This window comes from Leucobacter sp. NPDC015123 (assembly GCF_043080205.1).
Lineage (GTDB): Bacteria > Actinomycetota > Actinomycetes > Actinomycetales > Microbacteriaceae > Leucobacter > Leucobacter aridicollis_A.
On record NZ_JBIBVH010000006.1, the window covers coordinates 127,349 to 154,284 of the forward strand.

Consider the following 26,936-nt stretch of genomic DNA (forward strand, 5'->3'; position numbering starts at 1 on the left):
GCGGGCGGGCGTGCGCGCGCGGGCGGGCGTGCGCGCGCGGGCGGGCGTGCGCGCGCGGGCGCCGTGTGCAGCGCGGGCACGGGCGTGCGAGCGCGGTGGTAGGGACGGGCAGTGCCCGGCGCTCGGCGCCCGCCCACTTCCTCAGGCAGGCAGTATCTCGACGAGTGCCCCGTCTGCCGCCCGCAATGTGAGCCCGAACCCCGGTGAACCCCCGACGCGCACATCGATTGCACCTCCGCCCACTGCAGCGAGCTGCCTCCGAAGAGTCTCGGCACGCTCAGTAGTCGGCTCAAACCTCACAAACTCGACGAGCTCGATCGCCGGGCCGTTGGTCTCCCCCGGGTGGGGCGTCTCGCCCCAGTCGATGAGAAACGGGAGCTGAAACTCCTCAGGCTGACTGTCATCGGTGCGCGTGAGTCGCCATTCGAGCAGGCCTCCCTCTGGTGTGCGACGCGACAAGTCGCCGACGGGTCCCGTGTGCCAACCGACGGCACGTGCCTGCTCCACGCTCGCGTCAATATTGGGCACGCGGATCGCGAACGTCTGCACCGTCGGCGCTTCGAGCCTGTCTATTCCGAAGGTCTGTGGCAACGGATCACCCAGTGAGTCGTCGTGCGGCCCGATGAGTTCGATGTACTGCCGCCCGCGGTCGCCTTCGACGGTGAGCGCAACGAGGGCGTTCTGCGTTCCAGTTGGGTGGCGACCCCCGGGCTCTGCGGCAACACCCGTAAGCCGCGCAAACCAGTCGACGAGCTCTGGAAGGTTTGGGCTCGCGATGACAATGTGGTCAAGCTCCGCTGGAGTGGCCATTACTGCCCGCGCTTCGCTGGCACCTCAGGCTCACCAAGAGACAGCATGAGTCTGTTCGCCCAGTTGAAGAAGGCCGCGCCGTTGATGACGTCGATGATCTCGGCGTCAGAGAGTCCTGCCGCCCGCAACCCGGCGATGTCGGCCTCGCCGAACCCGAGCGGCGTGTTCGTGAGCGAGACGGATGCGCTCACGACTGCGTTCCATTTCGCGTCGCCGAGGTCTGCGCCGACCCCCTCGTCGAGGAGCGCCTGCACTGTCGATTCTCGCCCGGACTCGCGTGTCGCTGCAGCGGAGTGCACCGACGCGCAGAAGACGCACCCGTTGTGCCGTGACGCGGCCGTCGCCGCGAGCTCGCGCTCAGCCCGACCGATGCCACCGTCGGTGTTGAAGAAGATGTCGAGGTCGGTCAGGGTGCGTGCACGCAGCGCTTCAGGATCGCGTGCGAGTAACCGGAAGTACGGCATCTTCGCGCGCAGCGGATCGACGAGCGCGTCGCGCTGTTCAGGAGTCAGGTCAGCCTCGTCAACCGGCGCGAGCCACGGCACCCACCCGAGGCTCTGCTGCGTGAACCGGTCGGGCCGGTTCAGGTCTGGGTACTCGGTGATGAGCTCGGCGACGGATTCACTGTCAACGGCCTCGGCAGCGTCAGCGACGGCGCGAGCATCAGCGCCGGCACCCGTACCGAGGTCGACGCCCTCGCCGCGAGGCACACCGGCGAGAACTCGCAGACCCCACGCCGAGCGCAGCTGGAACGACAGGAAAGCGACGAGCTGCGACAGCGACACGATGTCGTCGGCGCTCCACCCTGCGCGCACGAGCGCGGAGAGCGCATCGGCCGACGCTTCCCGAGGACGGATAACGAGCAGGTGGGTGTGCGAAAGCGCGGCGGCCAGCCTGTGGCCGATCGCGCCCGCTGCCGCCGCCGTCGGCGCCCACGGCTCGACGGCGATGCTCTCGTTGTGCAGGCCGGGTTCCCGGTAGTTGCCGACAGGGCCGATCGCAGCAGCGTCAGTTGCCAGTGCAGCAACCGTCGCCACGAGCTCTGGAGCCTCATCGCCGAGCAGGTCGGCATAGAACTCGACCGCTTCTGGGAAGCCGTGGAGCTGGGAGACAAACAGCGCGACGGCGTAGCGCTCGGCGAGGGTGAAGTCCCCGGAGTCCTTCGGCTCGAGGAGCGCGGCGAAGCTCAGCTGGGCGTTGTCTCGCGCCTGCGCACGCTGGCCACGCAGAGTCGCAATGTCGTGCCCCGGGCCGAGGCCCGCGAGGATGTCGATGATGTCAGCAGTGAGTGCGGCGGTCATGAGTTCCTTCGGTTGAGTGGCTGTTGTAACCGTCAAGCGCGACGGTGGTTGAGTGGGCGTCAGCGGTTCGCGCTGACAAGGAGGCGATCGGGTGCCGGGGTCGCAAGAGTGGCGTTCGCGGCGCCTTCGGGCACGGCACGATCACGGCCGTCGGCTTCAACGGCACCGGCACCCGCACCGGCACCCGCGGCGAGCGCTCCACCGCCCGGGATCGCGTCAAGCAGCGCCCGCGTGTATTCGTGCGTGGGCGCCCTGAAGATCTCCTCGGCCCCGCCGTATTCGACCTGGCGACCGCGCTGCAGCACCGATACTGTGTCTGCAATCTGGTGTACGACAGCGAGGTCGTGAGAGATGAACACGTAGGTGAGCCCCAGCTCGCGCTGCAGGTCGGCGAGTAGTCTCAGGATCTGAGCCTGCACGGTCACGTCGAGCGCAGATACGGCCTCGTCAAGGACGACGAGCTCGGGCTCGACGATGAGAGCCCGAGCGATTGCGACGCGCTGCCGCTGCCCGCCAGAAAGTTCGGTCGGTTTGCGGTCGGCTATCCCGGGAGCGAGCGCGACGAGGTCGAGCGCGTGCGCGATCCGGCTCTCACGGTCGGCCCGCGACCCGATCTTGAAGTTACGAAGGGGCTCTGCGAGCGTCGCGCCGATTGTGTGTCGTGGGTCGAGCGAGCCGTACGGGTTCTGGTAGACGAGCTGCGTGTGCCTGCGGAACTCCCTGCCCGGTCGCTTCCCGACGAGCTCGGTACCCGCGACGGTGACCTCGCCGGAGGTGGGGCGCTGGAACCCGGCGATCGCGCGACCTGTCGTGGTCTTCCCCGATCCTGATTCGCCGACGAGCGCGTGTGTCGTCCCGCGCTTAACTGTGAACGAAATGTCGTCGACGGCGACGAAGGGCTCCGCTCTGCCCGGGGTCTTGAACTCCTGCCTGAGGTTGCTCACGCGCACGAGCGGTTCGGTGAGGTCAGCGCGGTCCGCAGCAACGCTAGGCCCCGCAGCGTCGGCGTCGGCCCGCGTCTCGGGGCGCTCGCGCACGACAACGCGCGCGAGCGACGGCGCGTCTGCGAGCAGCTTGCGGGTGTAATCGGCCGACGGATTCGCGAGCACCTCGGCGGAGGGCCCAGCCTCCTGCACCTCGCCGCCCTGCATGACCACGATCGAGTCTGAGCGGTCAGCTGCGACGGCGAGGTCGTGCGTGATGAACAGCACGCCCATACCCGTCTCGCGCCGCAAACGATCGAGCAGGTCGAGCACCGTGCGCTGAATAGTCACGTCGAGCGCGCTCGTCGGTTCGTCGGCAATCACGAGTTCGGGCTCGAGCGCGAGCGCAGCGGCGATGAGCACGCGCTGCCGCATTCCGCCCGAGAGCTCGTGGGGGAACTGGCGTGCTCGGCGCTCCGGGTCGTCGATGCCGACGCGCTCGAGAAGGTCGAGCACGCGGGCTGCAACTGCGCGCTTGTCACGCCAACCGTGGATCTTGAGCGCCTCGCCAACGCTCGCGCCAATGCGGAGCACGGGGTTGAGGGAGTTGCCTGGGTCCTGCGGAATGAGCCCGATCCTTCGCCCGCGAATGCCGCGCCACGCTCGCTCGCTCAACCCGACAAGCTGCTCGGCACCGTGCGCCTCGCTCGCGAGGGTGATTGCACCGCCGGCGACCCTGCCGTTGCCCGCGAGCAACCCGATGACCGACTGCGCGACAGTGGTCTTGCCCGATCCTGACTCGCCGACGAGCGCAGTGACCTCGCCCGGCAGGACATCGAGCGAGACGCCGCGGACGGCCTCCACGGTTCCAGCAGGGGTGTCGTAAGCGACCCGCAGGTCGCGCACGCTCAGGAGCGACTGTTCACTCATGCTGCTTCTCCTCCTCGGATGGCGTGGCTGAGACGGTTGGTTGCGAGCACAATGGCGACGACGACGAGGCCCGGAAGCACAGTCAGCCACCACGCCGTCGCGACGTAGTTTCGCCCCTCGGCAATGAGCAGACCCCACTCAGGCGTCGGCGGCGGCGCACCGTAGCCGAGGAAGCCGAGCGTCGAGATCTGCAGAATCGCAGACCCGAGCTGAAGAGCCGCGAGCGCGACGACTGGGGTGAGGGAGTTTGGCAGGATGTGGCGCCACAGCACCGTCCAGAACGTGCCCCCGGAGCCGTAGGCCGCTTCAACGTATTCGCTCACGCGGACGCTCACAACCTGCGAACGGGCGAGCCTTGCGAAGACCGCGATTGAGGTCACGCCGACAGCGATCGCCGCGTTCGTGGTGCCGAAGCCGAGCAGGATCACGATGCTCAGCGAGAGCAGCAGTGCGGGAATTGCGAGCAGCACGTCGACGAAGCGCATGATGGCTTCGTCAAGCAGCCCGCCGACCGAGCCCGCAAGCACTCCGAGCGTCGTGCCAGCGATAAAACCGACGAGCACCGCGACGAGTGCGCCAACGATCGACTCTGACGCACCGTAGATCACTCTCGTGTAGAGGTCTCGTCCTGTCGCATCGGTGCCGAACCAGAACTGCGCGCTCGGTGCTTGGAGCGCCTGACCGACAGTCTCCGTCGGGCTGCCGTGCGCGAAGATGCCGGGGGCGATCGCCCACGCGAGTCCGATCAGGATCACTGCCGCTGGCACCGCGAATGCCGCTGTCTTTCGGGCACCAGGGCCGAACCGGCTCGGGCGCCTCGCGGGGCCGGCTTGTCGCGTCTGACCGTTATCAGTCGGGCGAGATTCGCCCGGGCGGCCTTCCTGCGGGCTCCGGGAAGCGGGATCCTGCCTCCCCGTGTCGCGCACTGGTGGGGTGAAGATGCTCATCGTGTCACTCCCTGGGTATTCGCGGCAGCGGTTGCAGGTCCCTGCGGATTCGCTGCGGTGGTTGACACTGTCTGCGCTGCGGACTTCAAGGCGGCCGCCCGCGCACGCAGTCGCGGGTCAAGAACTGGGTAGAGCAAATCGACGACGAGGTTGATGAGCACAAACGTGAGCGCCGCCAGCACGACGATGGCGAGCAGCACCGGGGTGTCACGAGCCGCAACCGACTGCGCAGTAAGCTGCCCGATGCCCGCTCGCGCGAACACAGTCTCTGAGACGACTGCGCCACCGACGAGCTCGCCGAACAGCACGCCAGCCATAGTCAAGGTGGGCAGCAGCGCGTTGCGGGCGACGTTGCGCCAGAGCAGCCATGATGTGCTCGCGCCGCGAGCCTTCACCACCGCAACGAACGGCTGGGTGCGCACCTCGTCGATCGAGCGCAGCAGCACCTGGGCGAGCGGGGCCGCGATCGGGATCGCGATGGTCAGCATGGGAAGCACAAGGCCTTGGAGCCCAGTCGCCCCGATCGCCGGCACGAGGCCAAGCTTGAACGAGAAGATCTGAATGAGCATGATGCCCACCCAGAACACAGGCAGCGAAACAAATAGCGGCGGCAGCCCACGGAAGAGCCGACGCAGCCACGCGGCTCCACCGTAGCTCGCCGTGAAGGCGATCGTCACCGCGAGCACCACCGCGACGACGAGGCTGGAGAGCGCGAGTGCGAGGGTCGACGGCAGCGCGGCGGCGAGCAGGGTCGAGACCGCCGCACCGCTGTTGACCGAGTATCCAAAGTCGCCGCGCACGAACGACAGGATCGAATCGAAGTAACGCTCGAGCGGGGGCCTGTCTGTGCCATAGCTGTCGCGAATCTCATCGAGCTGATCGGGTGAGAGCCCGAGCTCAGGGCTCCCGTATCGGGCGAGAACTGCGTCCCCGGGAAGGGCCGACAGCAGCACATACGCGATCGTGTACGCGAGCGCGAGCACGATCAGCGCCTGCAGGAGACGCCTTGCGACGTATGGCATTGTTGGGTCCTTCCCGGGGACAGGCTCGCGCCGCTAGCGCGTCAGCCAGGTGTTGTAGAAGTTCGGCCGCCCGACCGATTCGGTTGCGAAGCCCTGCACCGCGTCAGTGAGGCCGTAGACCTGCGGCTCCTCGAAGAGCGGCAGGATGTACGCCTGCTCGGCAAGGTGGAGCTGCGCTGCCTCAGATGCTGCCGCGCGTTCCTCGGGGGTCGGCGCTGAGGCGACCTGTGCGAGGAGGTCGTCGAGCTCTTGATCAGCGTTCTTCTCGGTGGCCGTGTTGTAGTTCAAGAGCGTGTTGCGGTTCGTCGAGAAGAACTGCGACTTCAGCACGTCGTAGTCGGCACGGCCAACCATCGAGTGGTAGACCTGGATCGTGTCGGGGTCGAGGCTGGCTGCAGTCTGTGCCGCATAGTCTCCTGCGAAGAGGTTCACCTCGATACCGAGCTCTCCGAGCTGCTCCTGGATGAGAGTCACGACCTCTTTGGAGCGTGGCTGCGGCATCGCCTCGTTGAAGGTGATGCTCAGGCGCTCCCCGTCTTTCTCGAGGACGCCGTCGCTGCCGGCCTTCCAGCCAGCCTCCGCGAGCAGCTTTTCGGCCTGCTTCGGGTCGTAGGTGTAGAACTCAGACGTGTCGACGTAGCCGAGCGCCGTCGTCGCGAGCGCACCTGTCGCGAGCGGGTAGCTATCGGTGAAGAGTGTCTCCACGATCTTCTCGCGGTCGATGCCAGCGATGAGCGCCTGGCGCACACGAATGTCGCTGAGCAGCGGGTTCGTGAACCGGAAGTTCAGGCTGTTCGTGACGCCGTTCGTTGACGCCGCGAGCACCGACAGCCCGTCAGCCGCGAACTGCGGCTCGTCAGGCGCGGGGATCTGGCGGGCGACGTCCGCCTGCTTCGCGACAACGGTGCCGACGCGCACGCTGTTCTCGCCTGCGACGGTGTACGTGATGCCATCGAGGTATGCGCGGCCGTCGTGGGCCGCGGCCTCCGGCGCCCAGTCGTAATCCTCGCGCACCTTCAGCTGGGTTTCGGTGCCGATCTTTTCATCGGCGATCACAAATGGGCCGCTGCCAATAACGGATTTCGCGCCACCGGGGCCGAAGCCCTCGCTGTCGAGGTCGAGTGTCGCGTCAGAGACGAGACCCGAGTTGATTGTCGACACGGCTTGGGCGAAACCTGGTGAGGGCGCAGTGAATGTGAACTTCACTGTCGTCGCGTCGACGACCTCGCCGTGGTCATAGTTGTTGATCGCTTCCGAGGGGGTGAGTGCCCGGTCTGCGTCGCCCTTGCCGTAGAGGTCGATGTTCTTCACGACGTTTTCGGCGGTGAGCGGCGTTCCGTCCGAGTAGGTGACGTCGTCGCGGATCGTAAAGGTGTACTCGGTTGCGTCGGCGTTCACCTCGGGCAGTGCCGTCGCGATCCACGGGGTGAGTTCAAGCGTCTCCGGGTCTTGGTAGAGCAGTCGGTCGGTGATGTTGTTAACGATGCCGCCGTTCGGGTAGAAGCCACCTGCGGGCGGGTAAAGCGTCGTCCATGTCTGCGGCTCAAGGTAGCTGAGCGTGCCGCCCGTGACGGGGTCACCGGTTGGCGTTTCGCCTGCTGGTGCGCCACTTGCGCAGCCCGCGAGCAGCGCGGTCGTTGCGGCGAGGGACAGCGCGGCGAGTGCCGTGCGACGTATACGTGACATGGATTCGGTCTCCGTGGATTGTGATCGAGAACGCGAGAAACATACGATTAGCTTCTGCGTGGCATTACGAAACGTTATCCTTGCATGCGGGCAAGCTGTCGCGCAACGTGGCCACTTCGGCACGCGTCACACTCCGTAACCCAGCGACATCCCTGATGCAGCCCCACACAAACCCAAGCTAGGGTTATATCAGCCATAAACCAGCAATCAATACTTGGACTTGCCACATGACACCCCTCGCACCACACGATGCGCCCGCCGCCCAGGCACGCATCGCCATCGTCGGCCTCGGCCCGCGCGGCGGGTCGCTGGTTGAGCGGCTCGGCGTTCACCTCAAAGCACTGCCGACGACACCGCCCCTCGAACTGCACCTCATCGACGACGCCCAACCCGGCGCCGGCAGGATTTGGCGGACCGATCAGACTCGCGATCTGTGCATGAACACCCTCGCCGACGCGGTGACGCTCTTCACCGAGCCCGGAAGTACCGTCGAAGGCGAAGTCGTTCCAGGCCCAACCCTGTACGAGTGGTGCATTCTCGCCCGCGAATATGCGCTCGGCGACGAAGCACCTGAGAGTGCTGCGGCGGCCGCGATCCCGGCGTCCCGCGCCGCCGCGTTCAACGCCCACCCCGCACGGCAAGGCCTCGCGGCCGAGTATCGCGACGAGCTCGCGAAGCTCCGGCCCGAGTCGCATCCAAGCCGCGCGCTCTACGGCGAATACCTCTCGTGGTTCCTGCAGCGGGCGATCGCCGAGCTGCCAGACTCCGTGACGGTCGTGCATCACGAAGCCCGAGCGACCGCTGTCGAACGCATCGACGGCCGCGAACGCGTCACGCTCGACCGTGGGGAGGCCACGACTGGCAACACAGTCACCGTCGATGCCGTGATTGCAGCGACGGGGTGGCTTCCGCGTGCCGCGTCACGATCAGACGTCGCGCTCGCGGCGGGCGTCGAGGCGCGGCCGGATCTCACATGGGTGCGGCAGGGAAGCCCAGTCGAGCAGGACCTCTCCGAGGTCGGACCCGGCGAGCATGCAATCGTCCGTGGCCTCGGCATGGGCTTCTTCGACACCGTGACGCTCCTCACGCTGGGCCGCGGCGGGCGGTATGTGCACGCGCCCGAGACCCCCGGCGGGCTCAGGTACGTCGCGTCCGGAAACGAACCCGTGCTCCACGTCACCTCCCGCCGCGGCGTCCCTTTCCGCGCAAAGTCCCGCTACAACGCGCTGCCGCCGCGGGCTGAGCAACGGCTCCTGCGCGAGGCGGACTGGCAACAGGTACCGCGCCCCATCAATTTCGACACCGCGCTCTGGCCGCGCATCGTCGGCGACGCATTCCTCGCACACGCCGAAACGCTCGCGCGGGTGAAGCCGAACGCCCTTACAACGGCTACCGACGCGACTCCCGGTGATCCTGACCCCTCGCGTGCGCTCGCGGGCATCGAAGAAGCGATCCGCAAAGCGATCGCGCCGACAGCGTCTGGAACGGCCGCACCCAATCTCGGCGACGTCGTCGACGCGGTGTCGACGGCAGTCGCAGCGTTCATTCCCGCGGCGGAGGATCGCCTCGACCTCGCCGGCGAAATCACGCCAGTCAACGACACGTTCGCGACGCCCAACGCATTCACCGCCTGGGTCGCAGAGCGCGTCGCCGACGATCTTCGAGAAGTCGACCTCGGCATCGACAGCCCCGTGAAAGCCGGCCTCTGGTCGGTGAGCTCGGCCCGCGGCTTCGCAGCCCAGGTCGGCACGCTCGGCGGGTTCGACTCCGAGTCCAGAGAGAACGGCCTCGCACTCCTCACCGCGCTCGGCGGCATGGTCGGCTCAGGTCCCCCAGCATTCAGAAACAACGAACTCCTCGCGCTCGTTGCCGCCGGCATCGTGCGCTTCATCGGCCCAGACGCATCGCTGAGCGTCGACGACCGCGGTTTCGTCGCATCGTCACACGCCGTCACCGGTTCCGAGGTCACCGCGAGGGTGCTCATCGACTCGTGGATGCAGTTTCACGACGCCCGCGCAAGCGAAGACCCGTTCACCGTGTCACTGCTCACCGCCGGGCGCGCCCGCGTGTTCTCGATTGCTTCACGCACCGGAGCCGCCGCGGCCACAGGCGGCATCGACATTGACGAAGCCACCGGCCGCATCATCGGCGCTGACGGCACCCCAGACGAGGCTGTGCACTTCGCAGGGATCCCAGTCGATGACACGCTGCACGGCACTGTCATCAGCCCAATGCCTGGAACCGACCCGCCAATGCTCCGCGAGACCGATCGCGTGTCGGCGAGCGCGCTCGCGGTCGCGCTGCATGCGGCAGCACCCCGAATCTACGAAGGAGCCCTCAGTGCCTCATCCGCTCTCTGAGTCTGCAGCCACAAACGCCTCGCCGCGCCCCGTCGCACTCGTCACGGGCGCGACAGGCGGCATGGGGTCGGCAATCGTACGCGAGCTCGCGACAACTCACCACGTTATTGCTGTCGGCCGAAATTCCGCCCGCCTCGCCGAGCTCGAGCATGCGGCGAACGCCGAAACGTGGGCCATCGACATTACCGACAGCAGATCGCTCGCCGAAAGGGTGGCAGGCCTCGACAGGCTTGACGTGCTCATCCACTCGGCCGCGCGCGGCGGCGCGGTGTCGGTCGAGAGCGCAAACGTCGAGGACTGGGCCGACAGCTTCGCGCTCAACGTCACGGCCCCAGCTGAGCTCACTCGCCTCACATTGCCGCTTCTTCGGACCGCAGCAGGCACCGTTGTCTTCATTGGTTCGGGCGCCGGAACGCGGCCTGTGCCAGGAAGCGCCATCTACACGGCGACGAAACACGCCCTCCGTGGGCTCGCCGATGTCCTCCGTATCGACGAGGAGCCTCACCTGGTGCGCGTCGTCACGCTCGCCCCGGGGCAGACTGACACCGAGATGCTCCGCGCGAGCATCCCCGCCGAGAGCTACCGGGCTGAGCGGTACATCAGGCCACAGTCGATCGCGGACACAGTTCGCTTCATCGTCGACGCTCCTGCAGACGTGCAGCTCACAGACCTCGCTGTCAGGCCGCGCCAAGAGATCGCCCGAATCTAGGCGACCTCTCACAGCTGTACCGGTGCCGAGTTCCGAGCGCGGCGACAGGGCTCGGCTGCGCTCGGAGGCTCAGGGCTAGGCTGCGAGCGCGGCCTCAATCGCCGCGCGGATCGCCGGGTCGTTTGGCTCGACAGCTGAGCGGAAACGGGTGACCGTCGGGGACCCACCGCCTTCGGGGTCGCGGCTCACGACGAACTTCTCAAAGTTCCAGCGGACCAGACCGCCTGCGCCCGCGGCATCTTTGCCCTTCCGCAGTTCTTTAAACAACGGCTCGGTGCCACGTCCGTTCACCTTGCCCTTCGCAAGCAGCGGGAACGTGACCCCATAGTTGAGCGTGCAAAACTCGGCAATCTCCTGGTCCGAGCCGGGCTCCTGCATAAGAAACTGGTTGCAGGGCATTCCGATCACGGCCAGGCCTTTGTCGCCGAACTCTTGGTAGAGCTCCTCAAGGCCCGCGTACTGGGGCGTGAAGCCGCACTTCGAGGCGACGTTGATGACGAGCGCCGCACCGGGTGCGAGCTCACCAAACCTCCGCACCTCGCCGCTTGCAAGTGTCACTTCAATATCTCGCATGATGCCTCCTGCTCCCAAGGTACTCCCCCTGCGGGTCAGGCTGACAGGGAGGTTGCCGCGAATCGTGTGCAGCTGGAGATGGTCCGGCCTCGCCCAGCTGCCTTAGCCTCGCCTCAGCTCTGCCTCAGCTGCGCCCCAGCTCTGCCTCAGCCTTGCCCCAGCCTTGCCTCAGCATGTACATATTGCCTATGCCTCCTCCTCCGCGAGCGAGCGGTAGCCCTGGGATCTGCAGAAGAAATGCCGCATCATCTACAAGACCGACATTCAGACCGCAGATTTGCGGGCCCAGCGTTGGCGTTGGCACTGGCAGTGGCGTTGGCACTGGCAGTGGCGCAAGCTGCTGACCTACAGCCGCGGGTCGACAGGGTCAGACTCAAGCGCGAGCACCGCCGCGACAGCCTCGTGCACCCGCCACAGCGGCTCACCTGCGACGAACCTGTCAATCGCCTCTGCACCGAGTGCGAACTCGCGCCCGGCGAGGGAGCGCTTGCGCCCAAGATCACGCTCGCGCAGCCGCGAGAGGTTCGCGGGGTCCAAGTACTCTGGGCCGTAGATGATCCGCAGATACTCCCTGCCGCGCACCTTCAACCCCGGGGGCACGAGCCCCTTCTTGCCGAGCACGACTGACTGCTCAGGCTTCACGACCATTCCCTCACCGCCAGCACCGGTGAGCTCCTCCCACCAGCGAATGCCCGCATCAACGCTCTCGGCGTCGGCGGGTATCACCACGAGCGCACGGGTGCGTCGCACGAGGTCGGGCGCCGCGTCCGCGAGCCTGCCAGCGAGGTCGAGGTGCCAGGGGTGCGGGTCGCCGTAGCGAGCCTTCCCCTCGGTAGCGAGCACCTGAAACGGCGCATAACTCACGCCTTCGAGCCCGGAGGTCGGCCAGACGTAGCGCCGGTACGCACGGGTGAAGGCTTCGGCATCTGCGAGGCGTTCGCTCGCACGCGCTTCGAGCTTGGTCGCGTCCACGCCTCGCGCCTGAGCGGCGGCGAACGCTTCGGCTGCAGCCTCAAGCCCCGCCCGCGCGACAGCGCCTGCCGGTGCGTAGACGCCCGTGAGCAGGTCGCCCGCTTTCAGCGACCACGGCAGCATCTCGCCGTCGAACAGGATCCAGTCAGTCTCGAGCTCCTCCCAGAGCCCTGCCGCGTTGACTGCAGCGCGGAGCCCCGCGAGAAACTCCTCCATAAGCTCACGCTCGAACAGCGCCCGGCCCGTGCGGGTGGTGACCATTCCGGTCTCTCCGGGCCGCCCTCCGAAGCGTCGTGCTGCGGTCGCTTCGTCGCGGCATAGCAGCACGACAGCGCGCGAACCCATGTGCTTCTCCTCGCACACGACGCGCTCGACGCCCGCTGCAGCAAATACCTTGAACGCCTCGCGCGGGTGCTCGAGGTATCCGGGCTCGGAGCTTGTCGGCGACGGCGCCATCGTCGGCGGCAGGTACGGCAGCCACGAGGGCGCGACGGCGAACCTGCTGAGCGTCTCGAATCCGCCGGCTGCGTGCTCCGCACGGATCCCGACTCGGCCGTGGAGCCTCGTCTCGATGACGCGCTTGCCGAGCACATCGGCCGCGCGAAGTTCGCCACTGGCGCGCTGCCCAGCACCGCCCGGTCCAGCGTTCGCCGCCGCAGACGAACCCGAGCTCGATGGCGCAGAACCGTGCCCGGCCCCGCCCGGCACCCCGGTAGCAGGGCCGGCGAGCTGCTGGCGATCCTGACCGCCGACAGGTGTCGCCATGCTCCCCCGCGGCGGCGCGAGCGGCCTGATCGGGTCCGCGTAGCGCTCGCGCGCCTGCACCTCGACAAGCTCCCGCTCGGGGTAACGCAGCGCCGAGAGCTTCCCGCCAAACACGCACCCCGTGTCGAGGCACATCACATTGTTGAACCACTCGGCCTCTTCGACGGGGGTGTGACCGTGCAGCACGGCGGCCTTCCCGCGATAGTCAGCCGCCCAGTCGAGCCGCACGGGCAGGCCGTGCTCGTCGACCTCGCCAGTCGTGTCGCCGTAGAGCGCAAACGCACGTACCCGCCCAGAGCTGCGGCCCTGGTACGCCTCCTTCAACCCAGCGTGGGCAACGACAAGGTTGCCGTCGTCGAGCACGAGGTGCGAAACGAGGCCGTGCGCCCAGTCCCGCACCTCACGCCGAAACTCGTCAGTCTCACCCGCCAGTTGGAGCATCGTCTCGGCGAGGCCGTGCGTCATGGTCTTCCGCTTACCGTCGAGCGCCTGCACAAGCTTCTCTTCGTGGTTGCCTGGCACCGCGAGTGCGTGGCCAGCCCGGTGCATGCCCATCGCGAGACGCAGCACCCCCACCGAATCTGGCCCACGGTCGACGAGGTCACCGAGAAACAGCGCTCGACGCCCGCCGGGGTGACTCGCATCGATCGCACGGCCTGCGTCGTCGCGCACGATCGCATAGCCGAGCGTGACGAGCATCTCCTCAAGCTCGGGGAGGCAGCCATGCACGTCGCCGATGACGTCAAACGGGCCGTGATCGTCGCGGAAGTCAGTGAGGAGCCTTCGCCGAACGATCGTCGCGGCGGCAACCTCGTCCGTCGTGTTGAGCACGTGTACGCCGCGCAGCCCCTCACGCCTCAGGCCGCGCATTGAGCGGCGAAGTTGCCCCTGCTGGCGGCGAATCACTTTCTCGCCCCGCGGGGTGTCGTCACGCCCGCGGTCGTGCTCAAAGAGCACCGACTCCTCGAGATCAAACACGATCGCGACGGGAAGCACGTCATGGTCGCGAGCAAGCTTGATGAGCGAGGCGCGCGACTCGGGTTGCACGTTCGTGGCGTCGATGACTGTCAGCAGCCCAGCCTCGAGCCGCTTCGACGCGATCGTGTGAAGCAGCTCGAACGCCGGCTTCGTCGCGGCCTGATTGTTCGGATCGTTCGAGACTATTCCGCGGCACTCATCGCTCGACACAGTCTCGTATGGGCCGAAGTGCTCACGAGCGAACCGGCTTTTGCCTGATCCTGACGCGCCGACAAGCAACACAAGTGCGACCTCTGGGATCGAAATCTCGGTCATTTGGTTCCTCCCCGAGTGAACGTCGCCATCTGTGTCGCCGAGCCGAGCCCGTCTACTGTCGGACCGATGCCAGCCAGCACGACCGAGTAACCGTGTGCGAGCGCGACCCTGTCGGCCCAGGCCGCGAACTCAGCGCGGGTCCACTCGAATCGGTGGTCGTGGTTGCGAAGCTCCCCGGGCGCGAGCCCGGGGTAGGCGGCGTTGTACTCAATGTTCGGGGTCGTCACGATCACGTGGCTGGGGCGCGCCTCGGCAAACACAGTCTGTTCAAGCACCGGCACCCGCTCAGGATCAAGGTGCTCGATGACCTCCATGAGTACCATCGCGTCGAAGCCGCGGAGCCTGTCGTCCCGATAGGTCAGCGAAGACTGGATGAGCCCGACCTTCTCGCGGATCGCTTCGGGCGCGCCGTCGGCGGCGCCGTCCGAAGCGCCGTCGAGCCCGAGCCTGCGGGCCGCCTGAGCGAGCGCGCGGGCCGAGACGTCAGCACCGACGAGCCGCTTGATGCGCGGGTCGCGGGCAAGCGGCGCGAGCAGAGCGCCCTGGCCGCACCCCATGTCGAGCACGCTTGCAGCGCCAAGTCGTGTGAGCTCGGCGTGTACGGCGTCGCGGCGCTCACGCGCGAGCGACGGTCGACGGGCATCGGTCTGGGCGGCTCCGTCAGGATCGCCTGCGGCCTGCGCTCCCACGCCGTCAGCTTCGTTCGCCTCATCGACGGCAGCGATGAGGTCGCGTTGGTGCCGGAGGAAACGGCGCAGAATGAGCCCGCGCTCGGGGTGAGCTGCGAGCCATTCGCCGCCGTGCCTGAGCAGCTTGTCGTTCTCAGTCTGGTCGACCCAGTAGTGCTTCGCGTCATCGAGCACGGGGAGCAAGATCGTGAGTTGCTGCAGGGCGACCTGCAGCACTGCGCTTCCCGTAAGGGTGACGTCGAAGATCTCTGAATCGCCCCACTCTGGGACCTCGGGGTCGAGCGGCAGCGCGCTTGCCGACACGGTCCAGCCGAGCGGCTCGAACAGCCTGCGGATGAGCTGCGCTCCGTCGGCGCAGGCGACGGTCGGAAGGTGCACCTCAAGATCAAGGGGCTCAGCGACTTTATCTGGTCTGGCCTCACAGTTTCCGGCAAGCGCGGTTCCGTACACCCCGCGAATCGCCCCGGTGAGCAACGACGATGCCACATACGGCCTGTCGTTCACGTACTGCCCAAGGGTGAAGCTCTCCATCGCGGCGCCCTGGCCGCGAAGCAGTCCGATCGGGTCGACCTCGAGGGCGAGCGCGACAGTGCAGCGCTCATCGGTGAGTTCAGTGCAGACGACGCTCACCGCACCGACCGACAGCTTTCGCGTATGCGCCCGAGCCGGATGCTTGTGCAGTAGGAACGTCAGGTCCTCGACAGGGGCAGTGGTGGTGCTCAGCGAAACGTACACTGGCCCATTGTTGCATGGGGCCGGGCGTGTCGCCCGGCCCCATGCGGGCCAGCGCCGCTACCTTGGCCCCGGGATGGGGCGTCAAAGCAGCGGGCCCGCGAGGCCTGCAGCGCGGCACGCCGCAGGGCGCAGCTACCGCACCGAAGCGCGGCGCATTGACAGCCAGGTGCCGAAGATCGCAAGCACAGCGATACCGACTCCGACGCCTGCCAACAGCGGACGAGTGATCGCCGCAATGATCTCCCCAAGCTGGGGCACGAAGATGAGCAGCAGCACGACGAGCACGAGCGCGAGTCCGAGGGCTGCGACAGTCGGCCCTTTCGACCCGAAACGGACCCAGACCGCCCCGAAGAACCCGCCGATGCTCGTCGCCACGAACGTGATGAGGAACATCGTCACAAACAACACGAGGGGATTGCCCGAACCGAGTAGGTACACGTCGAGGGCGTACAGGTGGATGAACCAGTGACCCGTCACTAGCTCGAGTCCAAGCAGGAGCACCATCACGGCGGCAATGAAGAGAGACAGCACGACGTTCGCGATGGCTGTCCCAAGCACGTGAGCACGGCGGGTCGCCCCGAGCGCGAGCGAGAACGGGTAGGTCGTCGCGATCGCCTGAACCCCGTAGTAGATCAAGAAGCCGGGGAGCGACCAGATCATGCCCTGATTCCAGCGGGCTCCCTCAACGTACTCGGCAGAGGCCGGGTCGAGGCCACCACGCTGCAGCATGAGGGAGATGAGCGCCGACACGACGAGCACCACGAGCACGATCTGCAGGGGGACACCGAACATTGCGCCAGGCTTGTTCATGTGGAGCCGTGTCACCTTCAGCACGCGATTCATGCGCGCACCTCCTTCTCGCTTGCGGGGCTATCTCCGCCGTCAAAGCCGTAGGCTGCGACGAGTTCCTGCAGGGACACAGCGCTCAGTTCGACGTCGCCAGCGGCTGCGGCCATGTCAGGCTGGCCCTCAACAACGACAGTGGCGAGACCGCCGAGCCGGTGCCTGCTGAGCACCTTTCTGCCCTCAGAGTAGGCAGCAACGGCCTCGGCCGACCCTGCCGCCTGGTGTGCAGCGCCGCGGAGCTCGTCGACGTCGGCGTCCTGCACGACGCGGCCACGGTCGAGGATGACGACGCGCTCAAGCAACCTGTCCATCTCGTCGATGAGGTGAGTCGAGAGCAGGATCGTGCGCGGGTGCTCCTGATAGTCCCGCAGCAGCACGTCGTAGAAGTAGCTCCGGGCAGTCGCGTCGAGGCCGAGGTAGGGCTCGTCGAAGAACGTGATTGGGGCACGGGAGGCGAGACCCAGCACAATCCCGAGCGCCGAGGTTTGCCCTCGCGAGAACTTCTTCACGACTGTCTTCGGCGGGATACGAAAGAGCTCGACGAGTTCGTCGGCGAGGCCCTGATCCCAGTTCGGGTAAAAGATCCGTGCGGCGCGCAGCGCGTGCCCAAGCTTGTAGTCGTCTGGGTAGCGCTGGTTGTCTCGGATGAAGCAGAGCTGTTCGAGCACCTTGGCGTGCTCGAAGGGTTCCGAGCCAAGCACACTGACGGTGCCTGAGGTCGGGCGATCCTGCGCCGTTGCGAGCGACATGAACGTCGTCTTGCCTGCGCCGTTGCGGCCAAGCAAGCCGGTGATCGTGTTCTCGTGCACGTTCAGGGTGACGTCGTCGAGGGCGCGGGTTGCACCGTGGACGCGCGTGAGGCCTTGGGCCTTGATCGCGTAGGTCATATCCGTTCTCATTCTGTTTCGGGGCCGACGGCGGGGTGAGTACCCGCCTCCGCACCCGGGGCGGACTCATCGGGGGTCTGGGACTCGTCGATGAGGCGGCGAAGCGCCGCCCTGTCGAGCCCAATGGTGCTCGCCTCTGCGAGCATTGGCTGGATGAAGTCTTGGACGAACCGGTCGCGTCGCTCGGCAGCGATCCGCTCGGTTGCGCCCTCGGCAACGAACATGCCGATGCCGCGGCGCTTCACGAGGATGCCCCTGTCGACAAGCAAGCCGAGGCCCTTGCCTGCCGTCGCGGGGTTGATCCGGAGATAACTCGCGAGCTCATTAGTTGAGGGCACCTGCCCACCCTCCTCGTAGCGGCCGCGCAGAATGTCGTCGACAATCCGCTCGGCGAGCTGCTGAAAGATCGGCCTTGAATCCTCAAACACGTGTCACCTCGTCACCTCGGGCCCGGTACCCGTGCTCGCATCATATCCACTCCCTTGGTTCATTACTTCACTAATGAACCTACGAGGCGGAGTGGCAATTGTCAAGCAGTCCACGGCAATCCGAGGCAATCGACTTCGCTGGCCCACACGGCACGCCTAGACAAGTCACAGATTCGAGCGCGGGCCGCCCACCCCACCAGTCGATACGCCTGCAATCTGCAGAAGGAATCGCAGCACGGACTGGATCGGGCATTTCTAACGTAGATCTCATGGGTATGCGGCGAGATCGGGTTGCGGCGACGACAGAGCGGCAGGGGCGACGAGATCGGGTTGCGGTGGCGACAGAGCGGCAGGGCCACCGGCACCTGCAGGACGGTGGCCGGAGGCTCACCCGACAGCGAACAGCTATCTCCCGCACAGCCTCGCTGCGTAGCATGATGCTATGAACCAGCCCCGCTACCGCTACGAGCCCCGGCCCGAGGAGCCAATCATCGTCGTCGATGCGGCACCGAGCACCCCGGCAGGTGGGCGCGGCTCGGCCCAGGGTTCACAGAACGGTGCCGGAGCGGGCACCCTGGGCCCGAGCTTCTCGGGAGCGCCTGGCTCCAGCGCAGCCGGCGGCCAGCACCACCCGATGGTCGCGAAGGCGCTCGACGGGGTGCTCACCGTGCAGCGGCCGATCGTGCTCGCGCACCTCAAGCGCATCCGCTCACGCCATCCCGGGGCGACGCCGCAACAGCTTGTTGAGATGCTCGAACGCCACTACCTCACCACAGTCATGACTGGCGGCGCGGGCGTCGGCGCCGCCGCCGCAATCCCTGCGGTCGGCACCGCGGCGTCCCTCGCGCTCGCCGGCGCGGAGACCCTCGGCTTTATCGAGGCAACCGCGCTGTTCGCTCACGCCGTCGCCGAGGTCCACGGGATCGTGCTCACCGACCGCGACCGCACGCACGCCCTGATCCTGGCGCTCATGCTCGGTGAGGAGGGCGCAACGCTGCTGCGTCAGGTCACCGGCCAGGTTGCCGGAGGGATGGCACGAAACGCGTTCTGGAGCGAGATCGTCACAACCGCGATGCCGAAGAACCTCGTCGGCCCTGCGCTCGACCAGCTTCGGTCGATGTTTCTAAAGAAGCTCGCGAAGACCGGAACCGCGTCGGTCATCGGCAAGGCGATCCCCTACGGCGTCGGCGCGGTGATTGGCGGCACAGGGAACAGGCTGCTCGGCCGCAAGGTCGTGCGCTCGGCGCGCACCGCCTTCGGCCCCGCGCCGTTCGTGTATCCCGAGCACCTCGCAGCGGTACCTCCCAGGCAGCCTCGCGAGGTCCGCCGCGCCGAACGCAAGCAGCTCGCGGCCGGCCGAAAGCGGCTCAGTATCGAGCGCAAGCAGACCGCCGCTGAACGAAAGCAGCTTGAGCGGTTCGGCGCAGACCCAGACGCCGCTCCAGGCACTGACCCTGGAACTGTCGAGACCCCCTAGCTCAGCTCACCTGAACCGCGGGAGCCTCCCCGCTACCCGGGGAGGCGTCGGCGCCCTGCGGCTCCCGCGCAAACAGCACGGCCAACGCAGTTGTCACCGGCATCGAGAGCACGAGCCCAGCGGCACCAATCAGCGTGCGAACGACTTCTTGGGCAATCTGCTCGGACGTAATGAGGTCCAACAGGTCCCGCGGGTAGGTGTAGATCAACAGCAGCACTCCGAGCATCGCCCCCGCGTAGGCGAACACGAGGGTGTAGATGCTTGACGCAATGTGGTCCCTCCCGATCCGCATCGCCGCGAGGTAGAGTCGCCGCTTCGTCGCCTGTGGGTTGAGCTCACGCATCTCCCACACCGCCGACGCCTGGGCAACCGTGATGTCATTCAAGACGCCGAGCCCGGCGATCACAATCGTTGCGGTGAGCAGGTCGTTCATGTTCAGGTCGGGCACCGCCACCAGCAGGCTCGCGTCCTCGGTCGAGGCGATCCCGCTGAAGCGAAGCCACCTCGTGGCCCCAAAGCCCGCCGCGGCGGTGAACAGGATTCCAAATATCGCCCCGAAGAGTGCGGCCGTCGTACGGTGTGAGATTCCGTGGGCGAGGTACAGCACGAGCGTCATGATGCCGATAGAGGCAGTCACCGCGACAAGAACGGGAGGCTTGCCGGCGAGCACGGCGGGGAGCACAAACGCGACCAACACCCCGACCGCCGCCGCCACGCCGACGAGCGACAAGGCACCACGCCACCTCCCGACGCCGATAACGATGAGCGCGAACACAACCGCGATTGCGAGCATCTTCCCGCTGCGGGGGTAGTCGTAGAAGTAGTACTGCGTGGTTTCGGATTCCGCCGACCCGCTCGTGATCACTCGCACTCTGTCGCCCTCCTGCGGGGTGACTGGGTGGGTGTTCATGTGATCGAGCGTGAAGCTCACGGGCTTACCGATAGGTAGCGTCGCGCGCACCTCAAAGCACTCCCCTGCTCGCTTCCCGTCGGCGGCCTCATCTCCGGGCGCCGCTCCGAACCCGGGCCCACCCTGCGCGCAAGGGGCGGCAACGACATCTGTGACACGGACGGTGAGGATCTGGCTCCCGCCTGGACCAACATCGCCGTGGATCGGGACCTGCTCCGAGTCTGGCCAGAGCGCGGCGGTCGCGAGCGACGTCGCGATGAGGATGGCCCCAACGATGGCGCCAAGCACCGCATGCATCCGCCAGCGCCCGCCGCCGCGCACCTTCGCCAGCCACTTGCCTGCGAAGCTGCCCGCTGCGCCGGCGCTAGCCCGCATGAGTCGGGCCCGCCTCGCGCTGGCGGGCCACTGAACACTGGGACAAATGGAGCAAAGCGCGGCATCTCATGCGTTAATGATATTGGTTTTCATTACTTGCCGGCGCCTGTCGGGCGCGTTTCGCAGCCAGCCGCGGTCGATTGGACCCGCAAACAGATCGAGCGCCCCGGGGGTACACCCCGGGGCGCTCGACGAGCCGTCAAATTACCAGATGCTCACGCGCTCCTCGGGCGCGAGGTACAGCTTGTCGCCAGGCTTCGTCGCGTACGCCTCGTGGTACGCGTCGAGATTCTTCAGGATCTGGTTGCAGCGGAACTCGTTCGGCGAGTGCGGGTCGATAGTCAGGAGCCGCACGACCTCAGCCGGGCGCGACTTCTGCTGCCACGCCTGCGCCCAAGCCAGGAAGAAGCGCTCGGCACCAGTGAGACCGTCGATGACTGGCGACTCGGCACCGGCGAGCGAGCGCAGGTACGCCTTCCACGCGATCTCGAGGCCCGACAGGTCGCCGATGTTCTCGCCGATCGTGAGCTCGCCGTTGACGGTCTGGCCGTCGGCACCCTCGGGCGAGAGCTCGTTGTACTGGCCGATGAGCGCCCCGGTGAGCTTCTCGAACGCCTCGCGATCCTGCTCGGTCCACCAGTCGGTGAGCTTGCCGTCACCGTCGTAGCGCGAACCCTGATCGTCGAATCCATGACCGATCTCGTGTCCGATGACGGCGCCGATCGCGCCGAAATTCGTCGCCGCGTCCCAGGTCACGTCGAAGAACGGGGGCTGCAGGATCGCCGCGGGGAACACGATCTCGTTCATACCCGGGTTGTAGTATGCGTTCACCGTCTGCGGAGTCATGAACCACTCTGTCGCGTCGATGGGCTTGCCGATCTTGCCAAATTCGCGCTGGAACTCGTACTCTGCCACGCGCTGCGAGTTGCCGACGAGGTCGCCCGCGTCTGCGGCGAGCGCCGAGTAGTCGCGCCACTTCTCGGGGTAGCCGATCTTCGGGGTGAACTTGCCGAGTTTCTCGAGCGCGCGCTCACGCGTGCCCTCACCCATCCATGACAGCTCTTTGATCGAGTCGCGGTACGCCTCAATGAGGTGGCCGACGAGCTCGTCCATTGCTGCCTTCGAGTTCTCGTCGAAGTGGCGCTCGACGTAGATGCGGCCGACGGCCTCACCCATGGCCCCCTCGACAAACGAGACGCCGCGGCGCCAGCGCTCGCGCTGCTCGGTCGCTCCGGTGAGCGCGGTGCCGTAGAAGTCGAAGTTCGCGCGCGACATCTCCTGCGTAAGGAGCGCAGCGGATGAGCGGACGATCGACCACGCGAGCCAGGCCTGCCACGCCTCGAGCTCGTCCTCGACGAGCAGCGAAGCGAGCCCCGCAAGCGCGTCGGGCTGAGCGGCGACGACCTCGGAGAAGGCCGCCTCTGGGGCGCCCATCGCAGCGATGTATGACTGCCAGTCGAGCTGTGGTGTGATCTCTTGCAGGCCGGCGAAATCTCGCAGGTTGTAGAGCTTCTGGATGTCGCGGCTCGCGACGGTATCCCAGTGGCTTGCGGCGATGCGCGTCTCAAGGTCGAAGGCGAGCTCGGCGAGGCGCTCAGGGTCTCCGGCGGTCTTCGATCCGACGCCGGCGAGCGTGAGCATGCGGGCGATGTGCGCGCGGTACTGCTCGCGAACCTCGGCGAACTGCTCCTCGCGGTAGTACGACTCGTCGGGCAGCCCGATGCCGCCCTGCATGACGAAGAGGATGTAGCGCGCGGGGTCGCCCGGGTCATTGTCGATGAACATGCCATAGAAGCCGCCGAGGCCCTTCCGCTCGAGCTCAGCGGTCACCCGTACGAGCTCGGGGATCGACGGGACGGAAAGCGCCCTGTCGAGGTCTGCGCGAATCGGCTCCGCTCCGAGAGCGTCGATCCGCTCCGTGTCCATGAAGCTCGCGTAAAGTGCGGCGACCTTGTCGGCCTCCGCGTCGGCGCCGCCCTCGATGAGCCCTGCCGCTGGCGCCTCGGTGCCTGTAATGATGTCGCGCACCGCTTCCTCAGCGTTCTCGGCGAGCACGGCGAAGGAGCCGTAGCGGGCCTTGTCGGCTGGGATCTCGGTTCGGTCGATCCATTTGCCGTTCATGTGACGGAAGAGGTCGTCCTGCGGGCGCACCGCCGGATCAAGTTCGGAGAGGTCGATGCCGGACTTGCCGGGCGCTGCGTTGCTCATGCACTCAGCCTAGCCGGGGCGCGCGAGGGCGCGACCGGCGTTCACTCACAGCGATCCGTCTGTGAGTGAACGCCGACGATGGTCAACAGCAGCGGGATCCAGGGTGAGCGTCTTCGTCTGCGTAACGCTCACGCCAGAATTCGCGCTCGGTGAGCACTGCGGCACCCGGGTGCGCGCGCCCAGCGTGGGCGACATAGGCCGCGTAGGCGCCCTCACCCGTGAGCTCGTGCAGGTACTTCAGCGCGGCGCGTAGTCTGCGGCGCAAGCCGCTGCCGGGGCGGCGCGCTGCGCGACTAGTGCTGCTGAACATCGGGCCTCAGCTCCTCGGGCAGCGCGTCCCACTCTGCCTGCAGCTTGCGCTCGCTCGGGGTTGCAATGAACCCTGCTGGCCCAAAGGTCCGGCTCGGCACGTAGGGATCCTCGGTGTCGACGACCTTCCCAGTCCGGTACGAGCGAATAACAGCGGCAACCGCGGTGACAATCACGATGATGGCGAGCGTCACGAAGACGATCGACAGCACGCCCTGCACCATTGTGTTGCGCACAATTGCTTCGAGGCTCTCCACTGGGCCGAGCGACGTGTCGCCTGCGGCGAGCGCATCACGGTACTTCACGTGGTTCGCGAAGTACCCAACAGCTGGGACCGGCGAGAAGATCTTGTACAGGGAGCCAGTAATCGTGACCACGGCGATGAACGCGAGCGGCGCGGCGACGACCCACAGGTACTTGAAGTTCTGCTTCGCGGCGATGATCGCCATCACCACAGCGAGCGCGATGGCTGCCAGCAGCTGGTTCGCGATGCCGAACAGCGGGAACAGCGTATTGATGCCGCCGAGCGGGTCTGTCACGCCCATGAGCAGGATCGCGCCCCACGCAGCAACCATGATGAGTGTCGTGAGCCACACGCCTGGTCGCCACGAGTTGTCGCGGAACTTCGGGGCGAAGTTGCCCATCGTGTCCTGCAGCATGAAGCGAGCCACGCGGGTACCGGCGTCGACGGCGGTGAGAATGAACAGCGCCTCGAACATGATCGCGAAGTGGTACCAGAAGCCCATCATTGCCGGGCCGCCAATGACGTCCTTCATGATGTTTGCGAGGCCAAGGGCGAGGGTTGGAGCGCCACCCGTGCGCGAGACGATGCTTTCCTCACCGACAGCCTGGGCCGCTGAAGTGAGCATCTCGGGGGTCACGTCGACGCCCGCGATGCCGAGCCCCATCACGAACTCGACCGCGCCCTCGACGGTGCCGCCTGTCGCTGCGGCTGACGAGTTCATCGCAAAGTAGATGCCCTGATCGAGGGTGACTGCGGCGACGAGCGCCATGAGCGCGACGAACGACTCCATGAGCATGCCGCCGAACCCAATGAATCGGGTCTGACGCTCCTTCTGCACCATCTTGGGTGTCGTGCCCGAGGCGATGAGCGCGTGAAAGCCCGAGAGCGCTCCACACGCAATCGTGACGAACAGGAACGGAAAGATGTTGCCCGATACCACTGGGTTCACCTCGGTCGCGGCGAACTGGCTGACCCGCGGCGCCTGCACCAGCGGGTTCGCGATAACGACTGCCGCGGCGAGCAGCACGATCACGCCGATCTTCATGAACGTCGACAGGTAGTCACGCGGCGCGAGCAGCAGCCAGACGGGTAGCACGGCGGCAACGAAGCCGTAGATTGCGACAAACCAGGCGAGCGAGACCTTATCGAGGGTGAACAGGGCTGTGCCCCACTCGGTGCCGGCGACCCAGCCACCCGCGACGATCGCGACCATGAGCAGCACGAAGCCGATGATCGAGATCTCGGTGATCTTGCCTGGGCGAATCCAGCGGAGGTAGACGCCCATGAAGAGCGCGATCGGGATGGTCATGCCGACGGAGAAGACGCCCCACGGGCTTTCGGCGAGAGCGTTCACGACGACGAGGGCGAGGATCGCGACGATGATCACCATGATGAGCAGCGTGGCGATGATCGCGGCGGTGCCGCCGACGCGGCCGAGCTGGTCCCGGGCCATCTGCCCAAGCGACCGTCCACCTCGGCGGGTCGAGAAGAACATGACGAGGTAGTCCTGCACGGCGCCTGCGACGATGACGCCGACGATGATCCATATCGTGCCAGGAAGAAATCCCCACTGCGCGGCGAGCACGGGGCCGACGAGCGGGCCCGCGCCGGCGATCGCGGCGAAATGATGCCCGAAAAGAACGTTGCGGTGCGTGGCAACATAGTCCTTGCCGTTCGCTTTGTACTCGGCCGGCGTCGCGCGGGTGTCGTCGGCGTGCACAATCTTCGCTTCAATGAAGCGCGAGTAGAACCGGTAAGCGATGAGGTAGGTCGCGACGCCAGCGAACACGAACCAGATCGCGTTGATGGTTTCGCCGCGCGAGAGCGCAAGCATTGCCCAGCCGATGGCGCCGATGAGCCCGATCCCGACCCACAGCGCGATCTTCAGGCCGCGCTTGTTGCGCGAGTCCGCCGCGATCTCGTCCGCGGTCAACGCGACCGGCGGAAGCGGCGGGCTGGAGTCGTGTGCCTCCGGGGTCGCTTGGTGCATTGAGTTCATGTGCATCCCTACTTTCATCATTGATTTGGCTCTGCATGTGCCATCAGGCACGACTATTCCCCCAATGTCTCCTCACCCTAATAGGCGGATCGGTTTCGCGGTACCCTAGCCGCATGCCGCCGAGCGAGTTCCCGTTGCGCAGCACCATCGACCGCAGGATCGCAGCCCTCGCTCTCCCGGCGCTTGGCGCGCTCATCGTCGAGCCCATGCTGCTCACCCTCGACGCGATCTTCATCGGGCACCTTGGCGCCGCGCCCCTCGCCGGGCTCGCGATCGCAAGCGCGATCCTGCAGACCGCAGTCGGCCTCATGATCTTCCTCGCCTACTCGACGACGCCAATGGTCGCGCGCAGGCGTGGCGCAGGCGACGTGCGCGGCGCCGTGCAGGCGGGCATCGACGGGCTCTGGCTCGCGCTCGGGATCGGGATCGTCGTCGGCGCGGCGCTCTGGCTGGTGAGCGCCCCAATCGTGCGGCTCTTTGGAGCCGACGCGGCGACGACGGACCAGGCGCTCGCCTACCTCACCGTGTCGTGCCTCGGGATCCCAGCAATGCTGCTCGTATTCGCCGCAACCGGGCTGCTCCGCGGTCTCCAGGACACCCGCACCCCGCTCTACGTCGCGACGATCGGCTTCTCAGCAAACGCGCTGCTCAACTGGTGGTTCATCTACGGCCTCGGCTGGGGCATCGCCGGAAGCGCGTGGGGCACAGTCGCCGCGCAGTGGGGCATGGTTGCCGTCTACATCGCAGTCGTCGCGCACCACGCGAGACGCGCAGGCGCGAACTGGCTCCCCCACCGCGACGGGCTGTCGCAGGCTGGCCGCTCCGGCGGGTGGCTCTTTGTTCGCACGCTCGGGCTCCGCGCCGCGTTCCTCGCCACCGTGTTTGCCGCCACGAGCCACGGTACCGAGGCGACCGCCGCCTACCAGGTCGTCTTCACAATCTTCTCGACCGCAGCCTTCGCGCTCGACGCGCTCGCGATCGCCGCCCAGGCCCTTATCGGAGACGCGCTCGGCTCGCGGGACGCCACCCTCGCGCGCAGGATCGTTGCGCGCTGCATCTTCTGGGGGCTCGTTGCGGGCGCTGTAATTGGGGCGGTGCTCGCGCTCGGCAGTCAGGTGATCGGGCGGGCGTTCACGAGCGACACCGGGGTCCTCGAGCTGCTCCCGCCCGCCCTCATCGTGCTTGGCATCTCGCTCCCGCTCGGTGGGTTCGTGTTCGTGCTGGACGGCGTACTCATGGGAGCAGGCGACGTCAGGTATCTCGCATGGACAAGCCTCGTGAACCTCGCCGTCTACCTGCCAGTGCTCTGGCTCGCGACCTCGCTCGTACCGACCGGCACCGCCGCGCTTGTGGCGATCACCGCGAGCTTCATGATCGCGTTCATGCTCGCCAGGGCGACGACGCTCGGACTGCGAGCCAGGGGCGGACGGTGGATCGTGCTCGGCGTGTAGCGGTCTGCGCCACACCTCGCCGCGACCGCCACCGAAACGCCTAGAATAGTGGGGTTCAGCCGCAGCGCGGTCACCTTTTTCGTCAGG

20 protein-coding genes are annotated in these 26,936 nt (G+C 66.7%); 4 read left to right on the plus strand and 16 right to left on the minus strand.

The genetic code is table 11. The features are described from left to right. Nucleotides 1-141: 141 nt before the first annotated feature. Genes ACF07D_RS12560 through ACF07D_RS12585 form a run of 6 tightly spaced genes read right to left on the minus strand, consistent with a single transcriptional unit; the run spans nucleotide 142 to nucleotide 7,619 of the window. The gene (locus tag ACF07D_RS12560) at nucleotides 142-810 is read right to left on the minus strand and encodes a VOC family protein (protein WP_391505127.1); all 669 of its coding nucleotides are present in this window, start codon (nucleotides 808-810) and stop codon (nucleotides 142-144) included. After that, entirely contained in the window at nucleotides 810-2,111 is a 1,302-nt protein-coding gene (locus ACF07D_RS12565) for an alkylhydroperoxidase domain protein (RefSeq protein WP_391505128.1), read from the minus strand. Before ACF07D_RS12565 ends, ACF07D_RS12560 begins: the two co-directional genes overlap by 1 nt. A gap of 59 nt (nucleotides 2,112-2,170) precedes the next feature. Continuing rightward, nucleotides 2,171-3,964: a dipeptide ABC transporter ATP-binding protein gene (locus ACF07D_RS12570; protein WP_391505129.1), complete on the minus strand. Its 1,794-nt coding sequence runs from the start codon at nucleotides 3,962-3,964 to the stop codon at nucleotides 2,171-2,173. Beyond that, nucleotides 3,961-4,911 carry an ABC transporter permease gene (locus tag ACF07D_RS12575; RefSeq protein ID WP_391505130.1) on the minus strand — a complete coding sequence of 317 codons (951 nt, stop codon included), beginning with the start codon at nucleotides 4,909-4,911 and terminating at the stop codon, nucleotides 3,961-3,963. The genes ACF07D_RS12570 and ACF07D_RS12575 overlap by 4 nt, the downstream gene beginning before the upstream one ends. After that, a complete protein-coding gene (locus ACF07D_RS12580; protein ID WP_391505131.1) occupies nucleotides 4,908-5,933 on the minus strand; it encodes an ABC transporter permease in 1,026 nt (341 codons plus the stop codon). Before ACF07D_RS12580 ends, ACF07D_RS12575 begins: the two co-directional genes overlap by 4 nt. A gap of 33 nt (nucleotides 5,934-5,966) precedes the next feature. Further along, the gene (locus tag ACF07D_RS12585; RefSeq protein ID WP_119281745.1) at nucleotides 5,967-7,619 is read right to left on the minus strand and encodes a TIGR04028 family ABC transporter substrate-binding protein; all 1,653 of its coding nucleotides are present in this window, start codon (nucleotides 7,617-7,619) and stop codon (nucleotides 5,967-5,969) included. Between the two features lie 227 nt (nucleotides 7,620-7,846). Between ACF07D_RS12585 and ACF07D_RS12590 the strand changes: the two genes are divergently transcribed. Both ACF07D_RS12590 and ACF07D_RS12595 read left to right on the plus strand, forming a co-directional pair. Beyond that, on the plus strand, nucleotides 7,847-9,979 hold the full coding sequence (locus ACF07D_RS12590) for an FAD/NAD(P)-binding protein (RefSeq protein WP_391505132.1): 2,133 nt from the start codon (nucleotides 7,847-7,849) through the stop codon (nucleotides 9,977-9,979). Further along, nucleotides 9,960-10,688, plus strand: coding sequence for an SDR family oxidoreductase (locus ACF07D_RS12595; RefSeq protein WP_391505133.1), 729 nt, complete (start codon nucleotides 9,960-9,962; stop codon nucleotides 10,686-10,688). Before ACF07D_RS12590 ends, ACF07D_RS12595 begins: the two co-directional genes overlap by 20 nt. Nucleotides 10,689-10,763: 75 nt before the next feature. Here the strand turns inward: ACF07D_RS12595 and ACF07D_RS12600 are convergent, their stop codons facing one another. The 6 genes from ACF07D_RS12600 to ACF07D_RS12625 form a co-directional block, all read right to left on the minus strand. Next, the gene (locus ACF07D_RS12600; RefSeq protein ID WP_119281748.1) at nucleotides 10,764-11,261 is read right to left on the minus strand and encodes a glutathione peroxidase; all 498 of its coding nucleotides are present in this window, start codon (nucleotides 11,259-11,261) and stop codon (nucleotides 10,764-10,766) included. Between the two features lie 345 nt (nucleotides 11,262-11,606). Then, entirely contained in the window at nucleotides 11,607-14,291 is a 2,685-nt protein-coding gene (locus tag ACF07D_RS12605) for a polynucleotide kinase-phosphatase (protein ID WP_391505134.1), read from the minus strand. Next, a complete protein-coding gene (locus ACF07D_RS12610) occupies nucleotides 14,288-15,715 on the minus strand; it encodes a 3' terminal RNA ribose 2'-O-methyltransferase Hen1 (RefSeq protein WP_391505135.1) in 1,428 nt (475 codons plus the stop codon). The genes ACF07D_RS12605 and ACF07D_RS12610 overlap by 4 nt, the downstream gene beginning before the upstream one ends. A gap of 132 nt (nucleotides 15,716-15,847) precedes the next feature. Then, on the minus strand, nucleotides 15,848-16,558 hold the full coding sequence (locus ACF07D_RS12615; RefSeq protein WP_119281751.1) for a hypothetical protein: 711 nt from the start codon (nucleotides 16,556-16,558) through the stop codon (nucleotides 15,848-15,850). Beyond that, nucleotides 16,555-17,448 (minus strand): ABC transporter ATP-binding protein, encoded by an 894-nt coding sequence (locus tag ACF07D_RS12620; RefSeq protein WP_119281752.1) that lies wholly within the window; start codon nucleotides 17,446-17,448, stop codon nucleotides 16,555-16,557. Before ACF07D_RS12620 ends, ACF07D_RS12615 begins: the two co-directional genes overlap by 4 nt. 8 nt (nucleotides 17,449-17,456) lie before the next feature. After that, complete coding sequence (locus tag ACF07D_RS12625) at nucleotides 17,457-17,876, minus strand: GntR family transcriptional regulator (protein WP_391505136.1); 420 nt, start codon at nucleotides 17,874-17,876, stop codon at nucleotides 17,457-17,459. Between the two features lie 442 nt (nucleotides 17,877-18,318). On the opposite strand from ACF07D_RS12625, the gene ACF07D_RS12630 reads away from it, so the two are divergent. Then, nucleotides 18,319-19,353, plus strand: a complete 1,035-nt coding sequence (locus ACF07D_RS12630; RefSeq protein WP_391505137.1) for a hypothetical protein — start codon at nucleotides 18,319-18,321, stop codon at nucleotides 19,351-19,353. 1 nt (nucleotide 19,354) lies between these two features. Here ACF07D_RS12630 and ACF07D_RS12635 read toward each other — a convergent pair whose 3' ends face one another. The 4 genes from ACF07D_RS12635 to ACF07D_RS12650 all read right to left on the minus strand — a co-directional run bounded on the left by ACF07D_RS12635 (nucleotide 19,355) and on the right by ACF07D_RS12650 (nucleotide 25,398). Next, a complete protein-coding gene (locus tag ACF07D_RS12635; protein ID WP_255808814.1) occupies nucleotides 19,355-20,638 on the minus strand; it encodes a YibE/F family protein in 1,284 nt (427 codons plus the stop codon). A 204-nt stretch (nucleotides 20,639-20,842) separates the two neighbouring features. Next, on the minus strand, nucleotides 20,843-22,846 hold the full coding sequence (locus ACF07D_RS12640; RefSeq protein WP_391505138.1) for a M13 family metallopeptidase: 2,004 nt from the start codon (nucleotides 22,844-22,846) through the stop codon (nucleotides 20,843-20,845). Nucleotides 22,847-22,928: 82 nt separating this feature from the next. Further along, nucleotides 22,929-23,156: a YbdD/YjiX family protein gene (locus tag ACF07D_RS12645; protein WP_255808812.1), complete on the minus strand. Its 228-nt coding sequence runs from the start codon at nucleotides 23,154-23,156 to the stop codon at nucleotides 22,929-22,931. Then, nucleotides 23,140-25,398 carry a carbon starvation CstA family protein gene (locus tag ACF07D_RS12650; RefSeq protein ID WP_391505139.1) on the minus strand — a complete coding sequence of 753 codons (2,259 nt, stop codon included), beginning with the start codon at nucleotides 25,396-25,398 and terminating at the stop codon, nucleotides 23,140-23,142. The genes ACF07D_RS12645 and ACF07D_RS12650 overlap by 17 nt, the downstream gene beginning before the upstream one ends. Nucleotides 25,399-25,511: 113 nt before the next feature. Between ACF07D_RS12650 and ACF07D_RS12655 the strand changes: the two genes are divergently transcribed. Then, the gene (locus tag ACF07D_RS12655) at nucleotides 25,512-26,849 is read left to right on the plus strand and encodes an MATE family efflux transporter (RefSeq protein WP_391505140.1); all 1,338 of its coding nucleotides are present in this window, start codon (nucleotides 25,512-25,514) and stop codon (nucleotides 26,847-26,849) included. Nucleotides 26,850-26,936 lie beyond the last annotated feature (87 nt).